24 protein-coding genes and 1 other RNA gene are annotated in these 22,953 nt (G+C 43.2%); 18 read left to right on the top strand and 7 right to left on the bottom strand.

Annotated features, from left to right (window positions below; all coding sequences use genetic code 11):
• Positions 1-6: 6 nt before the first annotated feature.
• Both A9957_RS05550 and A9957_RS05545 read right to left on the bottom strand, forming a co-directional pair.
• A complete protein-coding gene (locus A9957_RS05550) occupies positions 7-2,097 on the bottom strand; it encodes a minichromosome maintenance protein MCM (RefSeq protein ID WP_172425453.1) in 2,091 nt (696 codons plus the stop codon).
• 71 nt (positions 2,098-2,168) lie between these two features.
• Positions 2,169-2,864, bottom strand: a complete 696-nt coding sequence (locus A9957_RS05545) for an RNA methyltransferase (RefSeq protein WP_096712243.1) — start codon at positions 2,862-2,864, stop codon at positions 2,169-2,171.
• A gap of 155 nt (positions 2,865-3,019) precedes the next feature.
• On the opposite strand from A9957_RS05545, the gene A9957_RS05540 reads away from it, so the two are divergent.
• The 6 genes from A9957_RS05540 to A9957_RS05515 all read left to right on the top strand — a co-directional run bounded on the left by A9957_RS05540 (position 3,020) and on the right by A9957_RS05515 (position 7,630).
• Positions 3,020-3,403 carry a ferritin family protein gene (locus A9957_RS05540; RefSeq protein ID WP_096712244.1) on the top strand — a complete coding sequence of 128 codons (384 nt, stop codon included), beginning with the start codon at positions 3,020-3,022 and terminating at the stop codon, positions 3,401-3,403.
• 13 nt (positions 3,404-3,416) lie between these two features.
• Positions 3,417-4,076, top strand: coding sequence for an NAD(P)/FAD-dependent oxidoreductase (locus tag A9957_RS05535; RefSeq protein WP_096712245.1), 660 nt, complete (start codon positions 3,417-3,419; stop codon positions 4,074-4,076).
• A gap of 176 nt (positions 4,077-4,252) precedes the next feature.
• Positions 4,253-5,029, top strand: coding sequence for a disulfide reductase (locus A9957_RS05530; RefSeq protein WP_096712246.1), 777 nt, complete (start codon positions 4,253-4,255; stop codon positions 5,027-5,029).
• Position 5,030: 1 nt separating this feature from the next.
• Positions 5,031-6,287: a (Fe-S)-binding protein gene (locus A9957_RS05525; protein ID WP_105460643.1), complete on the top strand. Its 1,257-nt coding sequence runs from the start codon at positions 5,031-5,033 to the stop codon at positions 6,285-6,287.
• A gap of 79 nt (positions 6,288-6,366) precedes the next feature.
• Positions 6,367-7,014, top strand: a complete 648-nt coding sequence (locus tag A9957_RS05520; protein ID WP_105460642.1) for a DUF116 domain-containing protein — start codon at positions 6,367-6,369, stop codon at positions 7,012-7,014.
• On the top strand, positions 6,995-7,630 hold the full coding sequence (locus A9957_RS05515; RefSeq protein ID WP_105460641.1) for a DUF116 domain-containing protein: 636 nt from the start codon (positions 6,995-6,997) through the stop codon (positions 7,628-7,630). Before A9957_RS05520 ends, A9957_RS05515 begins: the two co-directional genes overlap by 20 nt.
• On the opposite strand, the gene rnpB is transcribed toward A9957_RS05515, so the two are convergent.
• The 3 genes from rnpB to A9957_RS05500 all read right to left on the bottom strand — a co-directional run bounded on the left by rnpB (position 7,629) and on the right by A9957_RS05500 (position 8,989).
• Positions 7,629-7,973: RNase P RNA component (rnpB, locus tag A9957_RS05510), an RNA gene on the bottom strand. The genes A9957_RS05515 and rnpB overlap by 2 nt on opposite strands.
• Before the next feature lie 60 nt (positions 7,974-8,033).
• A complete protein-coding gene (gene msrB / locus A9957_RS05505) occupies positions 8,034-8,432 on the bottom strand; it encodes a peptide-methionine (R)-S-oxide reductase MsrB (RefSeq protein WP_096712250.1) in 399 nt (132 codons plus the stop codon).
• Between the two features lie 119 nt (positions 8,433-8,551).
• A complete protein-coding gene (locus A9957_RS05500; RefSeq protein ID WP_096712251.1) occupies positions 8,552-8,989 on the bottom strand; it encodes a universal stress protein in 438 nt (145 codons plus the stop codon).
• Positions 8,990-9,091: 102 nt separating this feature from the next.
• Here A9957_RS05500 and A9957_RS05495 point away from each other — a divergent pair, with 102 nt between their 5' ends.
• The 6 genes from A9957_RS05495 (at position 9,092) to A9957_RS05470 (ending at position 13,724) form a co-directional block, all read left to right on the top strand.
• Positions 9,092-9,814, top strand: a complete 723-nt coding sequence (locus A9957_RS05495) for an ABC transporter ATP-binding protein (protein ID WP_292343466.1) — start codon at positions 9,092-9,094, stop codon at positions 9,812-9,814.
• Positions 9,808-10,482, top strand: a complete 675-nt coding sequence (locus tag A9957_RS05490) for a heme exporter protein CcmB (protein WP_292343464.1) — start codon at positions 9,808-9,810, stop codon at positions 10,480-10,482. The genes A9957_RS05495 and A9957_RS05490 overlap by 7 nt, the downstream gene beginning before the upstream one ends.
• A gap of 111 nt (positions 10,483-10,593) precedes the next feature.
• Positions 10,594-11,247 (top strand): cytochrome c biogenesis protein, encoded by a 654-nt coding sequence (locus A9957_RS05485; RefSeq protein WP_292343500.1) that lies wholly within the window; start codon positions 10,594-10,596, stop codon positions 11,245-11,247.
• 38 nt (positions 11,248-11,285) lie between these two features.
• Complete coding sequence (locus tag A9957_RS05480; RefSeq protein ID WP_292343462.1) at positions 11,286-12,371, top strand: NADH:flavin oxidoreductase; 1,086 nt, start codon at positions 11,286-11,288, stop codon at positions 12,369-12,371.
• 110 nt (positions 12,372-12,481) lie between these two features.
• Positions 12,482-13,138: an SAM-dependent methyltransferase gene (locus A9957_RS05475; RefSeq protein ID WP_292343460.1), complete on the top strand. Its 657-nt coding sequence runs from the start codon at positions 12,482-12,484 to the stop codon at positions 13,136-13,138.
• A 7-nt stretch (positions 13,139-13,145) separates the two neighbouring features.
• A complete protein-coding gene (locus A9957_RS05470; RefSeq protein WP_096712254.1) occupies positions 13,146-13,724 on the top strand; it encodes a DUF2119 domain-containing protein in 579 nt (192 codons plus the stop codon).
• 24 nt (positions 13,725-13,748) lie between these two features.
• Here the strand turns inward: A9957_RS05470 and thsA are convergent, their stop codons facing one another.
• Complete coding sequence (gene thsA, locus A9957_RS05465; protein ID WP_096712255.1) at positions 13,749-15,377, bottom strand: thermosome subunit alpha; 1,629 nt, start codon at positions 15,375-15,377, stop codon at positions 13,749-13,751.
• 142 nt (positions 15,378-15,519) lie between these two features.
• Here thsA and dph5 point away from each other — a divergent pair, with 142 nt between their 5' ends.
• The 5 genes from dph5 (at position 15,520) to A9957_RS05440 (ending at position 19,699) form a co-directional block, all read left to right on the top strand.
• On the top strand, positions 15,520-16,326 hold the full coding sequence (gene dph5, locus A9957_RS05460) for a diphthine synthase (protein WP_096712256.1): 807 nt from the start codon (positions 15,520-15,522) through the stop codon (positions 16,324-16,326).
• 45 nt (positions 16,327-16,371) lie between these two features.
• Positions 16,372-17,994, top strand: coding sequence for an ATP-binding protein (locus A9957_RS05455; protein WP_096712257.1), 1,623 nt, complete (start codon positions 16,372-16,374; stop codon positions 17,992-17,994).
• A 10-nt stretch (positions 17,995-18,004) separates the two neighbouring features.
• Positions 18,005-18,286 carry a DUF357 domain-containing protein gene (locus A9957_RS05450; protein WP_292343458.1) on the top strand — a complete coding sequence of 94 codons (282 nt, stop codon included), beginning with the start codon at positions 18,005-18,007 and terminating at the stop codon, positions 18,284-18,286.
• A gap of 161 nt (positions 18,287-18,447) precedes the next feature.
• Positions 18,448-18,792, top strand: coding sequence for a DUF555 domain-containing protein (locus tag A9957_RS05445; protein WP_096712259.1), 345 nt, complete (start codon positions 18,448-18,450; stop codon positions 18,790-18,792).
• Positions 18,793-18,805: 13 nt separating this feature from the next.
• The gene (locus tag A9957_RS05440; protein ID WP_292343457.1) at positions 18,806-19,699 is read left to right on the top strand and encodes a carbohydrate kinase family protein; all 894 of its coding nucleotides are present in this window, start codon (positions 18,806-18,808) and stop codon (positions 19,697-19,699) included.
• A gap of 16 nt (positions 19,700-19,715) precedes the next feature.
• On the opposite strand, the gene ppdK is transcribed toward A9957_RS05440, so the two are convergent.
• Positions 19,716-22,388: a pyruvate, phosphate dikinase gene (gene ppdK / locus A9957_RS05435; protein WP_096712261.1), complete on the bottom strand. Its 2,673-nt coding sequence runs from the start codon at positions 22,386-22,388 to the stop codon at positions 19,716-19,718.
• 260 nt (positions 22,389-22,648) lie between these two features.
• Here ppdK and A9957_RS05430 point away from each other — a divergent pair, with 260 nt between their 5' ends.
• Entirely contained in the window at positions 22,649-22,909 is a 261-nt protein-coding gene (locus tag A9957_RS05430; protein WP_164909040.1) for an H/ACA ribonucleoprotein complex subunit GAR1, read from the top strand.
• Positions 22,910-22,953: the final 44 nt, after the last annotated feature.

Genomic DNA, 22,953 nt, shown 5'->3' with positions numbered 1-22,953 from the left:
ATTTCCTCATACCAGTCTTATATGTTTTTTATCAGGTGCCAGCAAATCACCCGTTCGTTTCATTTTCTGAATAAACTCCTCTGCGTGTTCTCTATCTATATTTTCAGCTGAGGCTTCTTCATAGACTTCATCTAATGGTGCTTTACCGCCGGCATGTTTCTGACTTACATGCTTTATAATGTCCTGAAGTATGTGTATCTTGTCACGCTGACTTTTACTCGTACCTGATGCTATGACATCCACATCAAGAGCTCCGGTGTCAGGATCAACACCAACTTGTTTCATACATGCGAGGGAAATTTTAGTGGTACGTTTTGCATCCTCAAGGGTAACAGTGTTGCTAAGCCTTATTCGGGCGCTGGATTCAGCAAGCCTGACCAGTGCTTCCAGCTGTCTTGCAGTGACAGGTACCGGAGAATCCTTATTTTCTCCCATCTTACGTAGATCTAGATAGAAATCGACCAGATGTTGCCTGGCTTCTTCTTCCATAATGGGATAGACCATCCGGCGTGCATAGGCGACGTATTTGCGTAATAATTCCGTCTCGATTTCCGGTAGGATTACTTTTTGTTGAGAGGCAACTTTTTCCTGTGTTATTGTGGAGGTGGGTAATTTGTCCCATTGTTCATAGAGTTCACCGGCATAATGGGATTTTAGAATATGGTTTGCGATATCAGCATCCATTTTTGAATCCGGTACATCAAGAAGGATGAAAATCAGGTCAAACCTGGATATGAGGGCAGGAGGCATATTGATCTGTTCTGCAAGTCCTTCGTATCTGTCAAACCTTCCGTATTTAGGGTTTGCCGCTCCCAGCAGGGCACAACGGGATTTCAGTGTTGCCAGGATTCCAGCTTTTGCCACAGAGATTGTCTGTTGTTCCATTGCTTCATGGAGTGCACTTTTGTCTTCTCTGCTCATCTTATCCATTTCGTCCACTGCCGCAATTCCCATATCTGCCATAACCAGGGCACCGGCTTCCAGTGTCCAGCGACCGTCTCCCAAATCATCCTTTACCGCTGCTGCGGTCAGCCCACTTGATGAGGCACTTTTGCCTGAAGCAAACACGCCTCGTGGGGATAATTTCACCATGTATCTGAGTAACTGACTTTTCGCAATACCGGGGTCTCCTACAAGCAACAGGTGGATGTCTCCTCTAATACGTCCTCCGTCAGGAAGGGATTTTGGGACTCCTGAGAATAACTGTAAAGTTAGTGCTTCTTTGATATTCTCATAACCATAAATTGAAGGCGCTATGGATTTTATAATTTTATTATATATCTGTGGGTCATTGCTAAGTTCTATTATTTCGTCTTCTTCTTCCGGAGATATATCCAGCTCATCAAATTCCTGATCCAGGTATTCTATGGAATTGCAGTGTAAGACAAGATCGTAAAATGTGGATTTCCCTTCGCGTGTGGTTCGCTGGTGGGACCTGAGGATGCCGTTTACTACTACACGGTCACCTGGTTTCACAATGCCGGCCAGTTCATCTTCGGCATCGACATCAATACTCTGGGGCTGACTTCCTCCCTTGAGACTTTCGGGGGATTCCTGTACCTGAAGCTTCTGGGCATCGATGAAATTGGATTTATCAATGAGAAGTTTGAATGGCCCTCTTTTGCCGCAACTCTCTTCTTCACATTCGCCGGGTTCCACGAATTTTGGTCCGCTCTGGGGTATATAATTTACTGTTTCACACCTCATACAGTAAAATGCCGCATTGGTAATCTTTGGACGTACTTCGGTTGCCTTGCGGACCATTCCTTCAACTGCAATGAACTTGAGAAGATGATTGCTCCTGAGGTCACGTATCGTGACCTTGTTTGGAATGCTGGTAAACTGGATGTGTGCATCATCCAGTTGTTTCTCAACAGGGAGCTCAATTTGTTTAAGAGCTTCTTCAGCCGAGGGGATAACCTCATCCGGCGTTTGTAATAATTCTTCGGAAAGTTCCCTGTCGAATTGTTCCAGATCTGTAAAATTTACTTCTATACTTCGTAATTCCGGGTATTCGTTGGCAAGTTTAAGTATATCATGCCAGCAATATCGTTTAAGAAAATCCCGGAATTTATTTTCCCATTTTTCTTCCGTCATTAATATCAGTGCATACCAGATTTGACTTCGGATTATAAAAACTTACAAGCTTTATCTATCTTTCGTGTGTATCATTTCTTTTGTCGTTGTATATCCCTGAGTACACCTCTTAATGTCTGTACTTCCCGTGGTGTCAGTTCTGCACGTCCGAATATTCTTTTTAGCATAATTGAAGTTTTTTCCATCTTATGTTCGGGGTGTTTTATATCTGCAAGCACCTGTCCAAAATGGTCATATAACAATTGAAGATCAAAACCATTAGCAATCGGTCTCTCTCCGATTTCCAGATTGCTCATTTCATACATTGCAACTGTTGCTGCATGGGAGATGTTCATGATGGGGTATTTTTCTGATGTCGGAATCGTCATGATCATATCGCATCTTTTGAGTTCTTCCCGGGTAAATCCATTATCCTCTCTTCCGAAAAGGAAGGCAATCTTTCCATTAGTTTCCCTGAATTTATCCCGTATCTCGGATGGAGTGTATGCAGGCATACGTATGTGCTGGTCGGTTTTTATACCTGCAATCCCCGATGTACCAATTACTATATCTGTATCTTCAATAGCCTCTTCCAATGTGTCTACTTTTGGAGCACTTTCCAGTAAATCACTTGCATGGCATGACATTGCTCTTGCCTGTCCTTCCAGTTTACAGGGATTTACAAGAACCAGGTCATCAAATCCGAAATTTTCCATTGAGCGTGTGACCGAACCTACATTTCCCTGGTATAGAGGTTCTACAAGTACGATTCTAATTTGCGGTGACATGTCTTGCTTTTTGAATACGCTCTTTGCTATAATATCTTGCGAATGGTTGTCTGTTTGTAGTTGGGTTGATGCAATATTTCATGCCAAAAAATGTTATATAATATACGAACAATCTACTTTCTACTGCTCTAACAGCATTATTGTGGAGTGATTTTATGAGTATTGAGAAAATATTGAAAGATACTTTCAAAGGGGAAACGACAGAAGTTGGATGGTACTTTGCCATGTCAAAACTGGCAGAGAGGGAAGGCTACCCTGAAGTCGCAGTTTATTTACGCCAGATTGCAATGGATGAAGCCTGGCATGCCGCAGAGACTGCAGAAATTCTTGGTCTGATCAAAGATACCACAATTGAGAACATCAAGATGATGCTTGAAGGTGAAACCATGGCAGAAGGCGAAAAAGGTGATGCTGCTAAAATTGCCAGGGATGAAGGTAATGCACAGGCAGCTCTTTTCTTCGAGAAAGCTTCCTTTGATGAGGCAAGGCATAAAGAAGGCCTTAAAGGTCTGCTGAAAAGATTGGAAAAAGAGTGCTAATGAGGGATTATTAATGTCAAAAGATATTCTTGAAAAGGGTGCCATTCTCCAGAGGGACCGTGAAACATTCGCGATTGCCCCCCAAACACCTGGAGGCATTGTATCAGCTGATGTGTTGCGTAAGATTGCTGACACTGCGGACAAATATGAGGCAGCTGCCATTAAACTGACATCTGCTCAACGTGTCTGTATTGTAGGTCTCAAGGAGGACGATATAGACAATGTCTGGGATGACCTGGATATGAAACCAGCTGCTGCAATCGGTCCATGTGTGAGAAGTATCAAAATTTGTCCGGGTACTACTTTCTGTAAACGAGGTCAGCAGGATGCTGTAACTCTCGGTCTTGAACTGGATGAGAAATACCATGGAATGCAACTCCCTTCCAAATTCAAAATAGCGGTTTCAGGCTGCATGAACTCATGTTCCGAACCTGCTGTCAGGGATATAGGTATCATGGGTACTCCAAAAGGTTATACCGTGATGGTCGGGGGTAATGCAGGTATTCGTCCAAGACTTGGTGATGTGATAGCTGATGAACAGAATGATGATGAGGTTAAAGAACTGGTTGATAAGATTGTCAGCTTTTACAAGACCCACGCAAAAAAGCACAGGATCGGACGCATGATCGATGATATGGGTCTTGAAAATTTCAAAAGGGAAATAGGCCTGTAATTAAGGGATTCTATTCTTTCCTTTCCTCTCTTTTTTTCTAATTCTCCTCTCCTGTTTTGTTTTTGCATAATGAAAATCTTTAAATACAATTGTTACCACCAATACTCCATCTTATATTACTACTGCTAATAATTTTTGTAAAATGTCTTTTAAAATGGTATCAGGAGATAGAATTTATGGCTATGGAATATTATGCTGGCATATCCGATGCTATGAGGATCACATTCGTGCAGGTCATGATACTGGCCATTATAGCGATTGTGATATTCCTCTATGGAATGTATATAAATCTGAAAAAATGGGGATTAGGTGCTGAAGGTTACGGACAAAAACCTTCCAAAGGCAGCATCTTTACTCTCCCTAAAACACTGGCCTATCAGATGAGTGAGGATGGGCATGGTCATAAACAGAATATCATTGTGACTCTTGTGCTTGATATTCTATTGCAGCGTCGTATAATGCGCCGCAGTCCCCTTCGATGGTTTATGCATATTACCATTTTTGTAGGCTGGATGACTCTGTTCCTATTGTCCCTTCTTATGTTCCTTGTGGAATTACTACACATGGCACACCTGGGAATCGGCCCCGATCCTGCAGTCTTCAGGGAATTCCTCGGTCCAATTAATGACCTGTTCAGCTACATTCTGCTTACAGGTATAATAATTGCAATCGCAAGAAGACTCTTTATTCCAAGAATGCGTGAAGCTACCATTGCATATGACTCCATACTACTTGGTGGACTGACCCTCATTACTGTTACAGGATTTATTGCTGATGGTATCAGGAACGGCACTTTCTGGGGCTTTGGTATCGAGTATCCCTATGCTCCACCAGCTGCACTGTTCCACGTGATAATTTCCCTGCTCTTCTGTATTGCTTACATTCCGTACAGCAAATACATCCACATGATTGCAACACCTCTTACTATTTTGGCCAACAAGGGAGGCGAATAAAATGGTACGTGATAATCCGTCTATTACAACGGAAAACCTTACAGCTGTCCAGCTTATGGAAATCGATTCCTGTACACGTTGTGGTGAATGTGTACAGTGGTGCCCTACCTATGACGCATCAGGCAAAAAACCCGGGCTTGCACCCAGGGACAAGATTCTGCGCTGGCAGGAATATATGAAGAAATCCTATGGTCTGCGTGCCCGGCTCTTTGGGCCCAAACAGATTCCAGAGGAAGAAATTGAGCAATTCAAGGAAGATGTTTACGGATGTACCACCTGTGCAATGTGTGCTACAGTTTGTGAATCCGGCATCAATACCGTTGAACTTTGGGAAGCAATGCGTGCCAATCTCGTAAAACGTGGCAATGGTCCTGTTGGTAAACAGTCCATGTTTGTCAAGCTCATAGGAGAATATGGTAATCCCTATATGTCAGATCCCAAGGAACGTCTCAGCTGGGTCCCCGATGATGTTAAAATAGAAGATAAAGCAGATATTCTCTATTTCGGTGGCTGTACCGCTGAACTGAGGCAGAAAAAACTTGCTTTTGCAACTGCACGTGTACTGAACCGTCTGGATATTCCATTCACCATGCTCGGTGAGGATGAACAATGCTGTAATTCGGCTCTTGTAAGAACCGGCCAGTACGAAATCGAAGACATTGCCAGAAAGTCTGCACGTAAAAATGTAGACGGTATCAAGGCAAAGGGTGCTACCAAGGTACTCTTCGCTTGTGCAGGTTGCTACAGGACCGCACTTGTGGATTGGCCAAGGTTGCTTGGTGAAGAACTTCCATTCGAGGTTATCCACATAACTGAGTACCTTGACAAATTAATCGATGAAGGCAAGATCGACTGGAAACAGCCCTTTGATAACAAAACTGTTACTTACCACGACCCATGTCACCTGGGACGTCACGTAGGAGTCTTCGAGCCACCGCGTAAGGTATTGCGCAGTATCCCCGGTCTGAACTTTGTTGAAATGGACCGTATAAAGGATAATCAACGCTGCTGTGGAGCAGGCGGTGGTGTCAAAGCAGGTATTCCTGATCTTGCACTTGGTGTTGCCGAGACAAGGGTTGAAGATGCTCTTGCCAAGAATCCGGATATTCTTTCCAGTGCCTGTCCATTCTGTAAGAGAAATCTTTGTGATGGTAGGGATTCTGTCAAGGCAGACAATCTGGAAGTTGAAGATATTATAGTGCTAACTGCTGAGGCTCTTGGTATCGATCTTTCTGATTGTGAAGATCAGGCAAGATAATCAACTCAAGGGGTTATACCCCTTTTATTTTCTTTTTTTAGAAACCTACATAAATTATCAGTTACCTCTTGTTGCTGCTATGCAAATTCCCTATGAGTTTTTAGGCAGGATATTCATATACCTGATAATTCTGGCTTTGGCAGGGATATTGTTGGCACTTATAGTAGGTGCTTACAGTTTCAGGAAAAGGCACATAATTTTTCCAAATTTTGTCCTTTTCATTCTCTATATGTTCTATTCTCCGGCCAAATGGATATGCAGAGTGTTCCACATCAGGGATACTCTGGTTGATGAGATTCTGATCGAAGTGCGCAATGCTGTAATGCTGGATGACTTTAGGAACAGTTCCGGCTTACGTGTTGTATTTCTGCCGCAATGTCTCAGACATGCCCGATGTCCTGCACGTTGTGACCCGGTCCATGGTTATGAATGTCGGCGATGTGGTCTCTGCTCCATTGGTTATATCAGTGCAGAAGCTGAAAAACGTGGCTTCCGCGTTTTTGTAATTCCCGGAGGAAGTTTCATTAAGAAAATCATAAAAAACTATAATCCGACTTCATGCATCGGAGTGGCCTGTTATAATGAACTTGCAGAAGCTATGGAAGAAGTTTCATTTATGCCTGTACAGGGAATCTGCCTCTTAAAAGATGGTTGTTTTGAAACAGAAGTGGATGTAGAGGCTGTAATTGAGAAAATGGAGGCATGTAATGTACGATCTGATAGGTAAAGTACTGATAGGAGTCGTGGCAATATCTGTCTTATTGAGTAGCCTTGCTCTTTTTGTCAGCCGCATCAGCCTTAATCGGCATGTACGTCTTGCAGGTATTTTTGCATGGATACTTGATTTCTTCTACCTGCCTATCAAATATTTCTTTTGCAAGTTGTCCGATTCCCGTATTCTGGATAGCTGGATGGTTTCCCTGAAAAACATTGCTCATTATCATGCTTTCGGAAGGACTCGTAACAGAATAATGCTCCTGCCCCACTGTATGCGCCATCTTGATTGCCCTGCCCATGCTTCAAGATATGGTATACAATGCAAGGAATGTGGTAGGTGTGTAGTTGGGCAGCTAAAAAGGGATGCACAAAGGTATGGTTATCGTTTCTACGTTATAACCGGCTCCTCATTTGTGAAGTATATATTGAAAGAAAAGCCTGCGGATGGAATTCTGGTTGTTGGTTGTAATTATGAGATTAACAAGGGTATGCGTTTTCTACGAGGTAAAGGTGTTATTGCTTATGGTCTCCCTCTTGAAAATGATGGTTGTTATAATACCTCTATAAGTTACGAAAAAATTGCAGGTATTCTTGAAGAATTCGGCCAGGTTGATGATAGGTTGTGAGTGAGGGGAGTAAGCTCCCTTCTGTTGATGCAAAGATGCATTGGCAGTATTCGGCTAAGCGTCACACCAAAACCGGGGTTGTCCGAACAACAACTTTGATCCCTTTTTGACTTGCACCCGCGAGGATTCGCCGTTCCATCCGTACCCTGCGCGACCTCAATTTTCATATCATTGCTTTAACGCAGGCCGGTATCGTTTCTGTGCCATCATGCGGTTAAACCGCAAGAGCCGGTATCCCGGCTGCCCGAGCTCTCGCCCGATACCCTTTACAGGTATTCGCGTGTCCGGAAGGTGGGGAGACTTTCCTCAGACCAGAAGGCCCGGAAACTGCCCTCCCTCTCTCACAAAGCCCCTAATTCATCGGATATATAGAAATACTTATCGCAATGGCTTTTTTATTTTCTTATTCAGGGTTAATATTCAGGGAAATCGAGTCTATGCAAAAATGCTCTCCGGTAGGGGCCGGTCCATCATCAAAAACATGGCCCAAGTGCCCTCCACAACGGCTGCATATCACTTCGATGCGTTTCATTCCCAGGGAATAGTCAGGTATTCTTTCAATGTTGTCTTCTGATATTGCTTCCCAGAAGCTTGGCCAGCCGGTGCCTGCATCGTACTTTGTGGAGGAAGAGAATAGATCCTGACCACATCCGGCACAGGAGTAGATACCTTTTTCGTAAAAATCATTGTATTTACCACTAAAAGGTGCTTCTGTTCCTTTTTTTCTGAGGACACGAAACTGTTCTGTAGATAAACGGCTTCTCCATTCCTCTTCTGAAATTTGGATCAAGTTTTCGGACATATTAACCCCTCATAAAAATATTGCAAACGGCTGGATGGAGAATGTTTGGTAGGATTGAATCAACCGTTCGCAATCATACTAACATTGTGTTTGGGCTATATAATCGTTTGCCTGATGCCTTAGGGTACGACCAATACCTGTGTTTTGGAATGTCTTACCACATTTTCTGCCACACTGCCAAGCAAAAGATGACTGATACCTGTCCTACCAAGTGTTCCCATTACTATGAGGTCTATCCCGTTTTCCGTGGCAAATTTGACGATGCTATCTGCAGGATTGCCCTCTATTATTATGGGTTCTACATCGACATCTGCCTTCTTCCCGGTATCAACAACGTATTCAGTTGCACTTTTTCCTTCATCCTTAAGATGATTGCGCAATGAATCGGCCCACCTTTCTCCGCGGGTTGTGATGGATACACTTACAGGTGGCAAAACATAGACTGCCTTGACCTTTGCACCGGTTGCTTTTGCAAGTTCAATACCCCAGTTAACTGCATTCTTTACATTCTCAGACCCGTCGGTGGCGATCATTATCTTTTCAATTTTCGTACTCATCAATATACCCCCATAATATCTTCTGATTATTATGCTATATTCCTTTTGGTTGTATTTGCCAATATATCACAATCTTAATTTATGGCTACTATCATTTAATCCATGATGGGCGAAACGATTCTTGTTGCAGAGGGTATTTTCCGGGATTACGGTTGCCTACATGCTCTAAATGGAATTAACCTGCGTGTGGAAGAAGGTGAGTTTATTGCAATTATCGGCCCCAATGGGGCAGGTAAATCTAGCCTTTTGAAAATTTTTGCCTCTCTGCTCTCTCCTACCAAAGGTACATTGCAAATCTTTGGAACAAAAGGTAATGACAGGGAGGATGTACAGGATAGAATAGGAATGCTTTCCCATGATACTTTCCTGTATGACAACCTGAAAGCTCGTGAAAACCTTTTGTTTTTTGGGAAACTGTATGGTATGGAACATGCTGCTCTTGCTGAGAGGTGTGATTATCTTATCAGGAAAGTCGGTCTGTGGAAAAGGGCCGAAGACCCTGTTAAAAATTTCTCAAGAGGAATGAAACAACGTTTGTCCTTTGCAAGGGCCATTATCCATGACCCTTCCTTGCTATTACTTGATGAACCTTATACTGGCCTTGATATGAATGCATCTTCACTTATGGAAAACCTCCTTATGGAAAACCCGGCTGTGACTAAGATAATGGTAACTCATGATCTGGATAAGGCATTTCGTCTGTGCAGTCGCCTGTTAATTATGGAGGCCGGGAATATTGTTCATGATGTGGCGGCTAACGACCCAAATGCCCGTAATTTTGCCGAAGCCATCTGTTCTTCTTCTGGAGGGCAATTTAAATGCTAAAGGGCCTGAATATAGCCTTTAAGGATCTGAAAATTGAAAGCAGGGCCAGAGAAATATTTATTTCGATGGTTGTTTTTTCTTTATTGGTCCTTATTATCTTTAGTATTGCTTTTTCTGATCTGTTGTCTTCTGCCAGCAAAACTGCAACGGTGGCTTCGGGTGTGCTCTGGATATGTTTCATATTTGCAGGGACGCTGGGTCTAAACCGTACCTTTGCTACAGAGGTCCAGAACGGTTGTATGGATGCCCTGAAAATGTGTCCCATACCCCGCAATTCAATTTACCTCTCCAAGGTCATCTTTGTATTCTTGCTGATGCTACTGGTAGAAATAATTACTATCCCAATGTTTTCTGTCCTCTTTAATTACCAGTTTACTGCAATTATCTGGGTTGGTATTGTCATATTACTGGGATCCTTTGGCTTTGTTGTGGTGGGATGCCTGATATCGGCTCTTGTCATACGTGCCCGTGCCGGGGAAATGCTGCTTCCTGTCCTGCTTTTACCTCTGTCCCTGCCGGTTATCATCCCGGCGGTGTCTGCCACTTCGGGTCTTTTGAGGGGTGAGGATATATTTTCTTTAATGTCATATATCCGACTGCTGGTAGTCTATGACTTTGTCTTCTTTGCAGTTTCAATGCTGGTTTTTGAGTATGTCGTAGAGGATTAATATACAGTGAGTTCCATAGTCATGCAGACATCTGAAATAACCCTTACAAACCGGTGATGCTAGTTGCAGTGGGAAAAATATTCCAAACCATTTTACCTGTTCACAGCCCTGATGCTTGTTGTAGCATTTGAGGCCATTTTTTTCTATCTGCCGGTCATGAAAGATTCGGTGGGTAATGTACTGGATTCCAGCTTTAATATATTCTATTTCCACATGCCGATTGCAATTGTTGCCTATCTGGCCTTTTTTGTTGTCTTTGTTTCGAGTATCCTTCATCTGCGTGAGAATGATTCGAAATGGGATATTGTATCTCTTTCTGCTGCAGAAGTAGGTGTCATATTTGCATTCCTTGTGCTTGCAACCGGCTCCATCTGGGCAAAAGCTATATGGGGCTGGTACTGGGTGTGGGAGCCCCGGTTAACGACCTCTCTTGTGCTTTTTCTTGTGTATGTAGGCTATCTCATGCTCAGGACAGCCCTGGATGACCCTCTTAAAAGGGCCCGGTTATCTGCGGTTTTCGGGATTGTGGCCTTTGTATCGGTGCCTTTGAGTTTTCTTTCCATTCGCATCTGGAGAAGTGCCCATCCCCTGATGTTTGGAGGCTCTCTTTATGGTCAGGAGGGAGGCGGGCTTGAAGGCTCTTCCTTACTCCTTGTGCTCCTTCTCAACATGCTGGCATTTGTGATGTCATTCATAAGCCTTACTTCTTTTAAGTTTCAAAATGAAAAGCTTGGAAGAGAACTGGAAATGGCTAAAGGTCGTTGAGTAAAGCATATATGCATCTGCGGGCATGAATATTGAATATGCTATTCGATCCGATCAATATTGAAGGTTTATCCATCCCGAACAGATTTGTACGCTCAGCAACCCATGAATGGCTGGCAGAGGAAGACGGCACACCCACAGCAGCTATAGGGGATATCTATGAAGAGCTGGCCAAAAATGAGGTTGGGCTTATTGTAACGGGATATTCTTACGTAAATCCTGCTGGTAAAAGCGATGGTTTGCAGCAGGGTATCTATGATGACCGTTTTATAGGCCCTTACAGGAAGATTGTTGAAAGAGTTCATTCCTATGAGAGTAAAATCGTTCTCCAGATTGTACATGGGGGACGACAATCAATGACACAGCACGGTTATCCTCTGCTTGCTCCTTCAGCGGTTGAAGACAGTTCCACAGGTAAACTTCCAAGGGCAATGACAGAAGAAGAGATCCTGGAAACCATTGATGATTTTGTTAATGCTAGCCGCAGGGCAATGGAGGCAGGTTTTGACGGGGTACAACTGCACTGTGCCCATGGCTTTTTGCTGAGTAGTTTTATCTCGCCCTATACCAACAGGCGTGAAGATAAATGGGGTGGTTCTGTGGAAAACCGTACACGTATAATCACCGAGATAGTGCGCCGTATCCGGGAGGATGTCTCTCCTGATTTTCCTGTAATGGTCAAACTGAATGCAACTGATGGTTTCGATATATATTCTGGTCATATTAGCCTGGATGCACCTGAATGCGTGGAAATTGCTACCCTTCTTGAAAAAGCGGGAGTATGTGCCATAGAGGTAAGTGGTGGAATTGTCGAGGCTGGTTCTGTGATGTCCCAGCCCGGGGTTGATTCAGAGGAAAAGGAAGCCTACTTCAGACGTTATGCCAAGATGATAAAAGATACTGTAAGTATACCCGTAATACTGGTGGGCGGTATCCGTACAAGAGCCGTTATGGATGAAGTCCTCAGGGTTTATGCGGATATGGTCTCCATGAGTCGTCCGTTCATCAGTGAACCAGACCTTGTGAAAAAACTGGAGAACGGAACAGAAGGAGCACGGTGTGTTTCATGCAACCGCTGTTTTGATAAAAGTGGCATTAGGTGCAATTATGATTTTGGCCTCTAAGGTCAGGACCATTCTTTTAAAGCAAAAGAAATATTTCCGGGCATAAACATGCTTAGTTCCCGTGCAGGTCAACTTACCCTATATATAGGGCGTTGTACATCTTGTATCTCATGCGACTTGATGTATATCTTATAGAAACCGGCTTTTTCAGTTCCCGGGGAAGGGCCAAGAAGGCAATTAGTGAAGGGCATGTGAAAGTTGATGGCAACGTCACAACGAAATCTTCCCGTGAAGTGTCCGAGTTCAATGAAATAGAAGTCAATGAAGGGCTGGATAAACCCCGGGGATATTTTAAACTTCGTAACATACAGGAAAAATTCGATTTAATCAAAGAAGGCGACAGCGTACTGGACCTGGGTTCCAGTGCGGGAGGTTTCCTGATGTTTGCTTGTGAACGCGGTGCGAACGTAGTAGGAATTGAATACAGCCGCCATTTTCGCTCAGAACTTGGGAGACTGGCCTATGAAAACCCAAATATTACCATAATCTTTGATGATGTATTTACGATGCCGACATCTAAAATACCTGGAAGTCCCTTTGACGTATTGCTTACTGATATGACTCTTGAGCCCGAGGCTTCGATAGAGGCCCTCGGCAAGGTACTCCCCCTTCTCAAGAAAGGTGGAATGATTTTTCAGGTAATTAAACTGGGCAGGGGAAGAAATAAAAAACACCTGGTTGAAAATATTAAATCGCTGGGAATCGAAGTCCTGGAAGTCCTGGATTCTGCCCAGAGGGAATTTTACGTAGTGGCAAAAAAGACATGAGGAACTTATGTTGCTCAAGGTTTATGGTAAAGGCAGGCCTTACAGGTTTTTTGCTGCAGGGATGCATGGTGGTGAGTGGAAAGACACTTCCAACCTTCTGCTGGAGTTGAACCCTCCATTGTCGGGTTCTCTTTTTCTGTTGCCCCTTGTTGACCGGGGTCGCTATCTCTCTACTCTTCAGGATGGCTACTACAAAGGTCCCGGTTCTAATATTCCTGTTTTTGTGAACAATTATGCGCCTGAGATATATATTGAGATTCATTCCTATTCAAAGCAGAATTTTCATAAACTTGCCGGAGGGGATCGTATTTCCAGAATAGGTGTCCCTCCTTACAGTGTGCTGGAAGAAGGCCTGCTGCTTGGTTCGGTGTCTCCTCACATCAGGCTACATTTCCCCAAAGAGGCCCTCTGCTTATCTCTGGAGGTACAAAGGGAAAATCCTGCATCATATGAACTTGCACTGCATATGCTTGATAGGATGAAAGAGTGTAGGGGTCGGGATGATTTTATAGCCTTTTTGAATAAAGAATATCCATCTGCGGTTCTTAAGGCAATTGAAAATTACAAAAAGTTTTATGGCCTGTGAATATATCACAGGCCAGACGGCCATTTAGAAAGGCCTGTTGTAGTTATGGACATTATGTTCGGGTTTGACATCCATCATATCTTTTTTCTGTGCCCTCATCATGTCGTCGATCCTCAGGATCATGGTTGCAACTTCTGAAGCAGACCTTATAGTTTGGGTTTTTACACGAAGGGGATCCACTATTCCTTTTTCAACCATGTCAAGATAATCGCCGCTGTAGATGTCCAATCCGATATTGGGATTTTTGACATGTGCATTACGCAGTTTCAGGATTACGGATGTCGCGTCCATTCCACCGTTTTCAGCAATAGCCATGGGTATGGATTCTACAGCATCGGCAAATGCAGTGATTGCAAGTTGTTCCCTGCCACCTATGGATGAAGCATAATTGCGCAGTCTCTGGGCAATTTCCACTTCTGCTGCACCGCCACCTGCCACAATCTTGCCATCCTCAAAGACTGAGTTGATAACATGGAGTGCGTCATCAAAGGCTCTTTCCAGATTGTCCGTGACATGCTCGGTACTTCCACGAAGCAGAATGGTAATTACCTTTGTATTTTCACATTTCTTTATGAATATCTTGGCAACGGTGGACTCTCCTTCTTCTCCGACTTCGCCTGCATGTCCCAGGTCCTCTTCACTGAGATCAAAGACCTTTTTCACGATTTTTGCACCTGTTGCATAGGACAGGTTCCTGATATCATCATCACTGACTCTGCGGATACCCATAACACCGCTCTTTTGCAAGTAATGTGCTACCTTGTCGCCGATATTCTTGGAGCATATTACGACGTTTGCCCCGGTTTTGATGACATGGTCAGCCATCTGTTTGAAATCATCCTCTTCACGGGCAAGGAATTGTTGCATTTCATCAGCATTGCTAATTTGTAATTTGGATGTGTTTGATGTTTTCTGGGTTTCAAGAGGTGTGTCTATAATAGCGATCTTTGCATCCTTTACAGTTTTTGGCATACCAGGGTGTACCCTGTACTTGTTGAGCATTATGCCATCGAGGATCTCTGTTTCACTGACACTTTTTCCGGGTTCCTGTCTGAGGATTATGTCGTTGTCTACATTGACACTTCCCTTTTTGCTAATCTGCAGGATTGCATCCACACAAAGTGCTGCAAGTATCTCCTTGTTTGTTTCGGAAGCTTTTCCTGACATAGAAGTGCTGGCGATTTTTTCAAGAGCTTCCCTGTTTCCTTCGGATACATCTATGGCAAATTCATTGAGAATTTCCAGAGCTTTTTCAGATGCATTTTCGAATCCTCTTACAAGAACACGTGCGTGTACACCTTCTTCTATAAGATCGGATGCTTTGTCAAGTAATGTACCTGCAGTCACAACTGCACTGGTTGTACCGTCACCTGCAATCTCTTCCTGGGTACGGGCAACCTCTACGATCATTTTGGCAGTTGGATGCTCGATATCCATTCCCTTGAGGATCATGGCCCCGTCGTTGGTGAGGACTATGTCTCCAATGGAGTTTACCATCATTTTGTCCATGCCCTTGGGTCCAAGGGTAGTCTTAACAATGTTTGCTACTGCCTTTGCCGCGGCGATGTTTACGGATAAAGCATCCTTTCCCTGCTTGTGTTCGGTGCGGGGATTCACGATGTAGGCGGGTTGTCCGCCGTAATGTCCTGGCATTGATGTTGAACCTCCTGATGAATAATCTGTATATAAAGAAATCTAACTGTCTATGGTTCTATAAATACGTTTCGCAGTAACTCTCTGGTATTGCTAGCCTTTTCAAAACCTTTAATATATAGAGCGGGGTCTTATAAAGCCTATGCTTTATTTTGTCGGACTTGGGTTATTTGATGAAAAGGATGTTTCTGTAAAGGGGCTTGAAGTTATAAAAAATGCCGGTAAGGTGTATGTGGAATTTTATACTTCCCGATTGATGGGTGCGGATAAAGAAAAGATGGAAAACCTGTATGGCAGGGAAATACACGTTCTTGACAGGCAGGAAGTAGAGCAAGATCCCTGGTGGCTTGAAGAAGCAAAAGAGATCAATATAGCTTTTCTGACAGGCGGGGACACGATGGTATCCACTACTCATGTAGATATCCGGCTCAGAGCAATGGAGATGGGCATTGAAACCTGTTTGATCCACGGCGCTTCCATAGTCTCTGCTATCTGTGGTCTGACTGGCCTCCAGAATTACAGGTTTGGCAAAGCAGCAACCATTCCTTATCCATACACGAGCACCCGGGGAAATACAATTATTTCTGAAACTCCCTATGATACTATTCTACACAACAGGCAGATGGGTCTGCATACGGCTGTATTTCTTGATATTGATATGGATAAGGGTTATATGACGGTTAATCAGGGAATTGAGCTCTTGCTTCAGGTAGATGAAAAAAGAGGTGAAAATCTCATAAAAGGTTCAATAGCTGTAGGTATTGCAAATGCAGGTTCTGAGAAACCTATTGTAAGGGCAGATTTTGCTGAAAATCTCGAAAGTTGTGATTTTGGTTCTCCCCTGCATATTGTAGTTATTCCGGCAGATCTGCATTTTGTCGAGGCAGAATCCCTTATTAAACTAGCGGATGCACCTGAATCTATCCTTGAAGAAGGAGACATAAATTAATTTGAAGTATTTTGAGTGAAAATTGTTTATTGGTGAGAGTATAATATGGTACGTGGTTCAGTAGGAGTCATATTTGGTGAAACAGGAACTCTTAATTTCAAGTTCCTGATATCGGACAGTACGGCAGTTCTGAGAGGGCATTATGTCAAAATATGGCATGAGACCGATGGCTGGATACTTGCACAGGTAATGTCAATTGTGCGCTCCAGTGAAAAATATTCTCTGGAAGAAGCCAAAAAAGGGCAGAGGAAAGATCGAAATGATGACCGTATAGTGGCCTCTGCCACAATAATAGGAAGCAGGGATGATCGTGGTCTTTTAAGGGCACCTATGAGTCCTTTCAGTCCCGGGGATCAGGTCTATCTGGCAGATGATACACTTATTAGAGATACACTGGGTCTTGTGGGAGATGACATGTATATCGGATTGCTTGAAGGTACCGGTATTCCTGTACATCTTAATGTGAACAGTCTTGTACAGAAACATTGTAGCATCCTTGCAAAAACCGGTAGTGGTAAGTCTTACACTGCCGGAGTAATTCTTGAAGAATTACTTGATCATAATGTGCCCATGTTGATAATTGATCCTCATAGTGAGTATTCTTCCCTTAAAGAATCAGCCAGTGGAAATGAAGGTGACCTAAAAAAATACGGTATAAAATCCAAAGGATACGGCTCCAGGATACAGGTTTATACTCCTGCCGATAAATCAATTAATCCAAATGCTGATCATCTTTTCAGGTTAAACGGGGTTAATCTTACTCCCAGTGAACTGATGACTTTATTTCCTGATAATTTTAACAGTACCCATTCCGGTATTCTCTATGAAGCTGTACACAGGTTACGTGCTGATGTGGAAACCTATTTCCTTGATGATATAATCAGGGAGGTCAGTAATAATGAAAGCAAGGCCCGCTGGAATGTAATTAATTTACTTGAAGACATTAACCAGCTGGATATACTTTCCCCTCAACCTACTCCGGTTGAAGAATTAATGCAGGATGGAAAGGCTTCGATCATTGACCTGAAAGGGGTCCCTCCTCATATACAGACAATGATTGTGGCCCAGCTCTGTGATACTCTTTTTGAAGCTCGCAAACTTGGCACGATTCCTCCGGGAATGCTGGTTGTGGAAGAAGCCCATAATTTTGCTCCTGAAAGAGGGTATAGCAAGAGTTCCAGTTCCGAAATTCTCCGCACAATAGCCTCAGAAGGGCGAAAGTTTGGTTTGGGGATGCTGGTTATCTCCCAGAGGCCTGCAAGGGTTGATAAAAATGTACTTTCACAGTGTGGAAGCCAGATTATATTGAAAATTACCAATCCAAATGACCTTAAATCCATCAGTAAAGGTCTGGAGGGTGTGAATTCCTATGTAGAAGAAGAATTGTTACGCCTGCCACCCGGGATTGCGATGCTGGTGAGCAATGATATTGAACGCCCGATTCTTGTGGATATACGTGCCAGGAAATCCAGGCATGGTGGGGAATCTGTGAAAATTCTCAATAAATCCTCCCGTAAAATATCTCCCGGTACCAAAAAAGAGTCCAAAACAGAACCTGTAAACGAAAAGAAATCCCAATCCCCGCCACCTAAAAGGAAACCAAGCCGCAATCCCAAGAAAGATAGCGGAGGTCTTTTCAATAAGCTGTTTGGCTCTGAAAGTAAATAAGGTGTTATAAATGGCAGCGGATTTGAATGAGAAAGTTGGACGATATGAAAAATTGCTTAAAAAATCTCTGGAACTTGCACAACCTGCTCCCAGGGCCAATTCCCATTTGATGAAAGTAGCAGATGATTACGTGGATATGGCTCAATCCTATTATAATGACGGTCTTCATTTTATTAAGATTGGGGATCCGGTAAATGCCCTTGTATGTTTCAGTTATGGACATGCCTGGCTGGATGCCGGTGCAAAGCTCGGGATTTTTGATGTGGATGATGATGTGTTATTTACAATATGATCTGCCATACCTTATTCAAATTCGGTTTAAGCAGAGAATTAATATAAGTGAAACGAATATGACTGAGTTTATTGCTTAATATACTATTTGTGCTTATTAGTTTTGATGGCGATGTTTTAATTTGAGAGAATGTAGAAGTTTTAAACCTGGAGACGAAAAGTATGCCGAGTTATCATGTAACCCTTGAAGCCGCCTGGTTGGTAAGGGATGTGAAAAGCGCAGATGATGCCATTGGTGTAGCAATTGCTGAAGCCGGAAAGAGGCTCAATCCCAAACTTGATTTTGTTGAAGTTGATGTGGGTTCTACTTTCTGTCCTGCCTGTAATGAACCTTTTAGTAGTGTTTTCATAGCAGCAAATACCGGTATAGTCGGCCTTATCCTGGAAATGAAAGTTTTTGATGCTGAAAGTGACGAACATGCTTCCCGTATTGCCAAATCGGTCATCGGAAGGACCTTGAGGGATGTACCTCTTACTGTAATAGATGTCGAAGAATTTGTCAGATGAAGTGGGAGGTCTAATGTCGGGACCCATGGATGTTGTAGGACATGCGGCATTGGATTATCTATTTGAAGTAGAACATATCGCTTCACCCAATGAATCCTATCCGATAACAAGCTACGAAGTGCTTTTCGGAGGGGGTGGTTCCAATATTGCCGCAGCAATGGCGCAGTTGGGCGGTAATTCCCGTCTGGTTGCTGCTGTAGGGGATGATTTTTCCACAAGCGGCTATGAGCAACATCTGGATAATCTGGGTGTTGATCTTTCTCTCCTTTATCATATAGAAGGTGAGGAAAGTACCAAAGCTTTTGTCTATACTGACCCAAATCATAACCAATCATCCTACTTTTACTGGGGTTCATCTTCAAAGTTGTCGGATATGGAAACTCCAGCGCTGGATTTTGTCCATCTGGCACCTTCTGAGGCAAGTTTCAGTGCCCGGGTGGCCCAGAAATCAGAGTTTGTTTCATTTGATCCTGGCCAGGATCTGGTTACTTACTCAAAAGAGCATCTGATTACGATACTGGATAATACGGATATTCTCTTTGCCAATATCCATGAGCTCAAGCGTGTAAAAGAGATGACGGGAAGGTCTTTTGATGATCTGAAGCAATCCATTTCAACTATTGTAGTTACCTGTGATTCCAGTGGAAGTAAAATTTATCATAAAAATAAAAAGATCGATATTCCTGTCGTGGCCGTAAAAGCTGTGGATCCCACCGGGGCGGGAGATGGTTACAGAGCGGGATTCCTTTTGGCTTTCAGGAAAGGCCTACCCTTTGAGGTATGTGGCAAAATAGGTTCAACAGTTGCTTCATTTGAAGTGGAATGTGTTGGATGCCAGACCAATCTGCCAACATGGGGTGCTATGAAAAAAAGATATGAAGAGAACTTTGGAGCATTGCCCCTCTGATCTCTTCTTTTTTGTTTTACTTATTTTTGTTTTCGATCACGGCCTGGGCTGCTGCCAGTCTTGCAATGGGAACGCGGAATGGTGAGCAACTTACATAATTGAGTCCTACGTTATGGCCATATTTTACAGAAGCCGGTTCTCCGCCGTGTTCCCCACAAATACCTATTTTGAGTTTACTATTTGTGTTTCTTCCTTTCTCAATACCGATCTTGACAAGCTCTCCGACCCCTTCCTGATCAAGTACTGCGAATGGGTCCTGCTCCAGTATATTGTTCTCTATATAGGATGGGAGGAACTTACCTGCATCATCTCTGCTGAAACCGAAGGTTGTCTGGGTAAGATCATTAGTACCAAAGGAGAAGAATTCGGCCTCTTCAGCGATACGGTCTGCAGTAAGGGCTGCTCTTGGTAATTCTATCATGGTTCCAACCAGATAATCAATGGTTGAACCGTTACAATCCATTACTTCCTGTGCAGCCGATTTCACTGTTTCCTTGATTACCTTGAGTTCATTGACATGGCTGACCAGTGGGATCATTATTTCAGGTACAATTTCAAGTCCTTCCTTTTTCAGGTCACATGCTGCTTCAATAATAGCTTTGACCTGCATCTCGTACACTTCCGGATAAGTAATGCCAAGACGGCATCCACGGTGGCCAAGCATCGGATTGACTTCTTTGAGTGATTCTACTCCACCTATCAGTCTGTTTACTTCAGCTATCTCTGATTGTTTGGCGCCTTTATTTTTCAGTTCGCGTAGTTTTTCCGTGAGTTCCTCATGGTTGGGCAGAAACTCGTGAAGTGGAGGGTCAAGCAATCTGATTGTAACAGGATAGCCTTCCATTGCACGGAATATGCCGGTAAAGTCTTCCTTTTGCATGGGAAGCAATTTTTCAAGTGCCTTTTTCCTTTCCTGACTGCTTTCTGCCATTATCATTTCACGAACAACAGGGATTCTTTCCTCGCCAAAAAACATATGCTCTGTACGGCAAAGGCCAATCCCTTCAGCTCCGAATTCCCTTGCGACTGTTGCATCATGAGGAGTATCGGCATTGGATCTGATATTTATGGATCTGATCTTGTCAGCCCATCTCAGAATGGTATCAAGTTCACCACTCAGTTCAGGGGAAATGAGTTTGACTTCTCCCAGTATGACTTCTCCTGTACTGCCGTCGATGGTTACATAGTCTCCTTTTTTTACAGTAACCTTCCCGTTGGTGAATTCTTTTTTGTCCATATCGATTGTAATTTCGCCACAACCAGCAACACATGGTTTACCCATTCCTCTGGCAACAACTGCTGCGTGGGATGTCATTCCTCCACGAACAGTAAGTACACCTTCAGAAGCTGCCATTCCTCCGATATCCTCCGGTGAGGTTTCGGTACGTACAAGAATAGTCTGTTTTCCTTCCTTGGATTTTTCTTCGGCTTCCTCTGCTGTGAATACAACCTTTCCGACTGCTGCACCTGGGGATGCCGGTAATCCTGTAGCAATTACATCGAGGTTTGCATCAGGATCTATCATTGGATGGAGGACTTTATCAATCTGTGAAGCTTCTATACGTGATACTGCGATTTCTTTATCAATGAGGCCTTCTTTTTCCATATCCACGGCTATTTTGATAGCTGCTTTTGCAGTCCGTTTACCGGTTCTTGTCTGGAGCATGTAAAGGTTACCTTCCTGGATGGTAAACTCAATGTCCTGCATGTCCCGGAAATGATTCTCCAGTTTCCTGTAGATCTCCACCAGTTTATCATAGACCTCAGGCATGCTGTCCTGGAGTGCTTCGATGGGTTGTGGGGTGCGTATTCCTGCAACTACGTCTTCTCCCTGGGCATTTGTGAGGAATTCGCCAAAGAAGCATTTTTCACCGGTAGCAGGGTCACGTGTGAATGCCACACCTGTTCCGGATTTTTCACCCATGTTTCCATAAACCATGCTCTGTACGTTTACAGCAGTACCCCAATTGTCAGGTATATTATTCAGGCGGCGGTATTTTATTGCTCTCTGGTTGTTCCAGGAATTGAATACAGCATCGATAGCCATCTGGAGTTGTTTTCTGGGATCCTGTGGAAACTCTTTCCCTGTATTGTCCTTTATTATTGCTTTGAATTTTTCGACCAGGTATTTGAGAGAATCCGTGTCCAGTTCGGTATCCAGTTCTACATCCAGCTCTTTTTTCCGGGATTCTATTACCTTTTCAAAATTTTCAGTAGGTATTCCAAGTACAACATCTGCGAACATTGTCAGGAATCTTCTGTAACTGTCATAAGCAAAACGCTCGTTAGATGTCTTTTTTGCAAGTCCTGTGACAGTTCTGTCGTTTAGGCCGAGATTGAGAACAGTATCCATCATTCCAGGCATTGAAACCCGTGCTCCGGAGCGAACAGAAAGGAGAAGGGGATTGTCCGGATCACCAAATTGTTTGTTATTTGCTTTTTCGAGATTTTGTAAAGCCCGATCCACCTCATCAAGCATTCCGGATGGATATTGATTGTATTTCGTATAGAACACACACACTTCGGTGGTAATTGTAAAGCCTGGAGGTACCGGAATACCCAGGTTTGCCATTTCGGCAAGGTTTGCGCCTTTACCACCCAGCAAATCTTTCATGCTGTTTTTTCCTTCGGTTTTATTATTTCCAAAAAAATAAACAAATTTTTCATCTGCCACTAACTTTCCTCCCATGGAAATATAGATTCTTGATTATATGTAGGGTCCTGTTTGTTAGTAGATGACACAATAGTTCATTTTATATTAAGGTTTAACGATGCATCATATTTTGAAGCAAAAATGAAATAATTCCAGGTGTATTAATTTTGTTTAAATCCTTATTTTGTGCCCGGGAATGGCATAGATTCCTATTAAAGGTATTGCGATACATTTATATATAATCAATTTAATCTAATTTATACATCCAAATTATCTTATATTATGGAAAAATGCATATGAAAAGGCTTGGAGTAGTGTCCCACCTGATAGGTGGCAGGAAGCTTATAGTAAAAGGCTCCGAAAGCATGTCTTTCTGTAATATAAAGGATTTGCCCAGGAAAGGGTCGGCAGTTCTGGACAAGAAGGTCGCAAAAATTGGCAAAGTTTCCGATATAATAGGTCCGACCGCCCATCCTTATGTTGTAGTCAAAATTTTTAGTGACGTGCCGGATTCGAAGATAAAAAGCTGGATTCGGGAAAAAGTGTATGTCAAATAATAAATGTTTACATTTTTATTCCGTGATTTTAATCAGAGGTCCAA

Origin of the sequence: Methanohalophilus sp. DAL1, from assembly GCF_001683555.1 — an archaeon.
Taxonomy (GTDB): domain Archaea; phylum Halobacteriota; class Methanosarcinia; order Methanosarcinales; family Methanosarcinaceae; genus Methanohalophilus; species Methanohalophilus euhalobius.
This window is presented reverse-complemented; position numbering and strand designations above follow the sequence as displayed.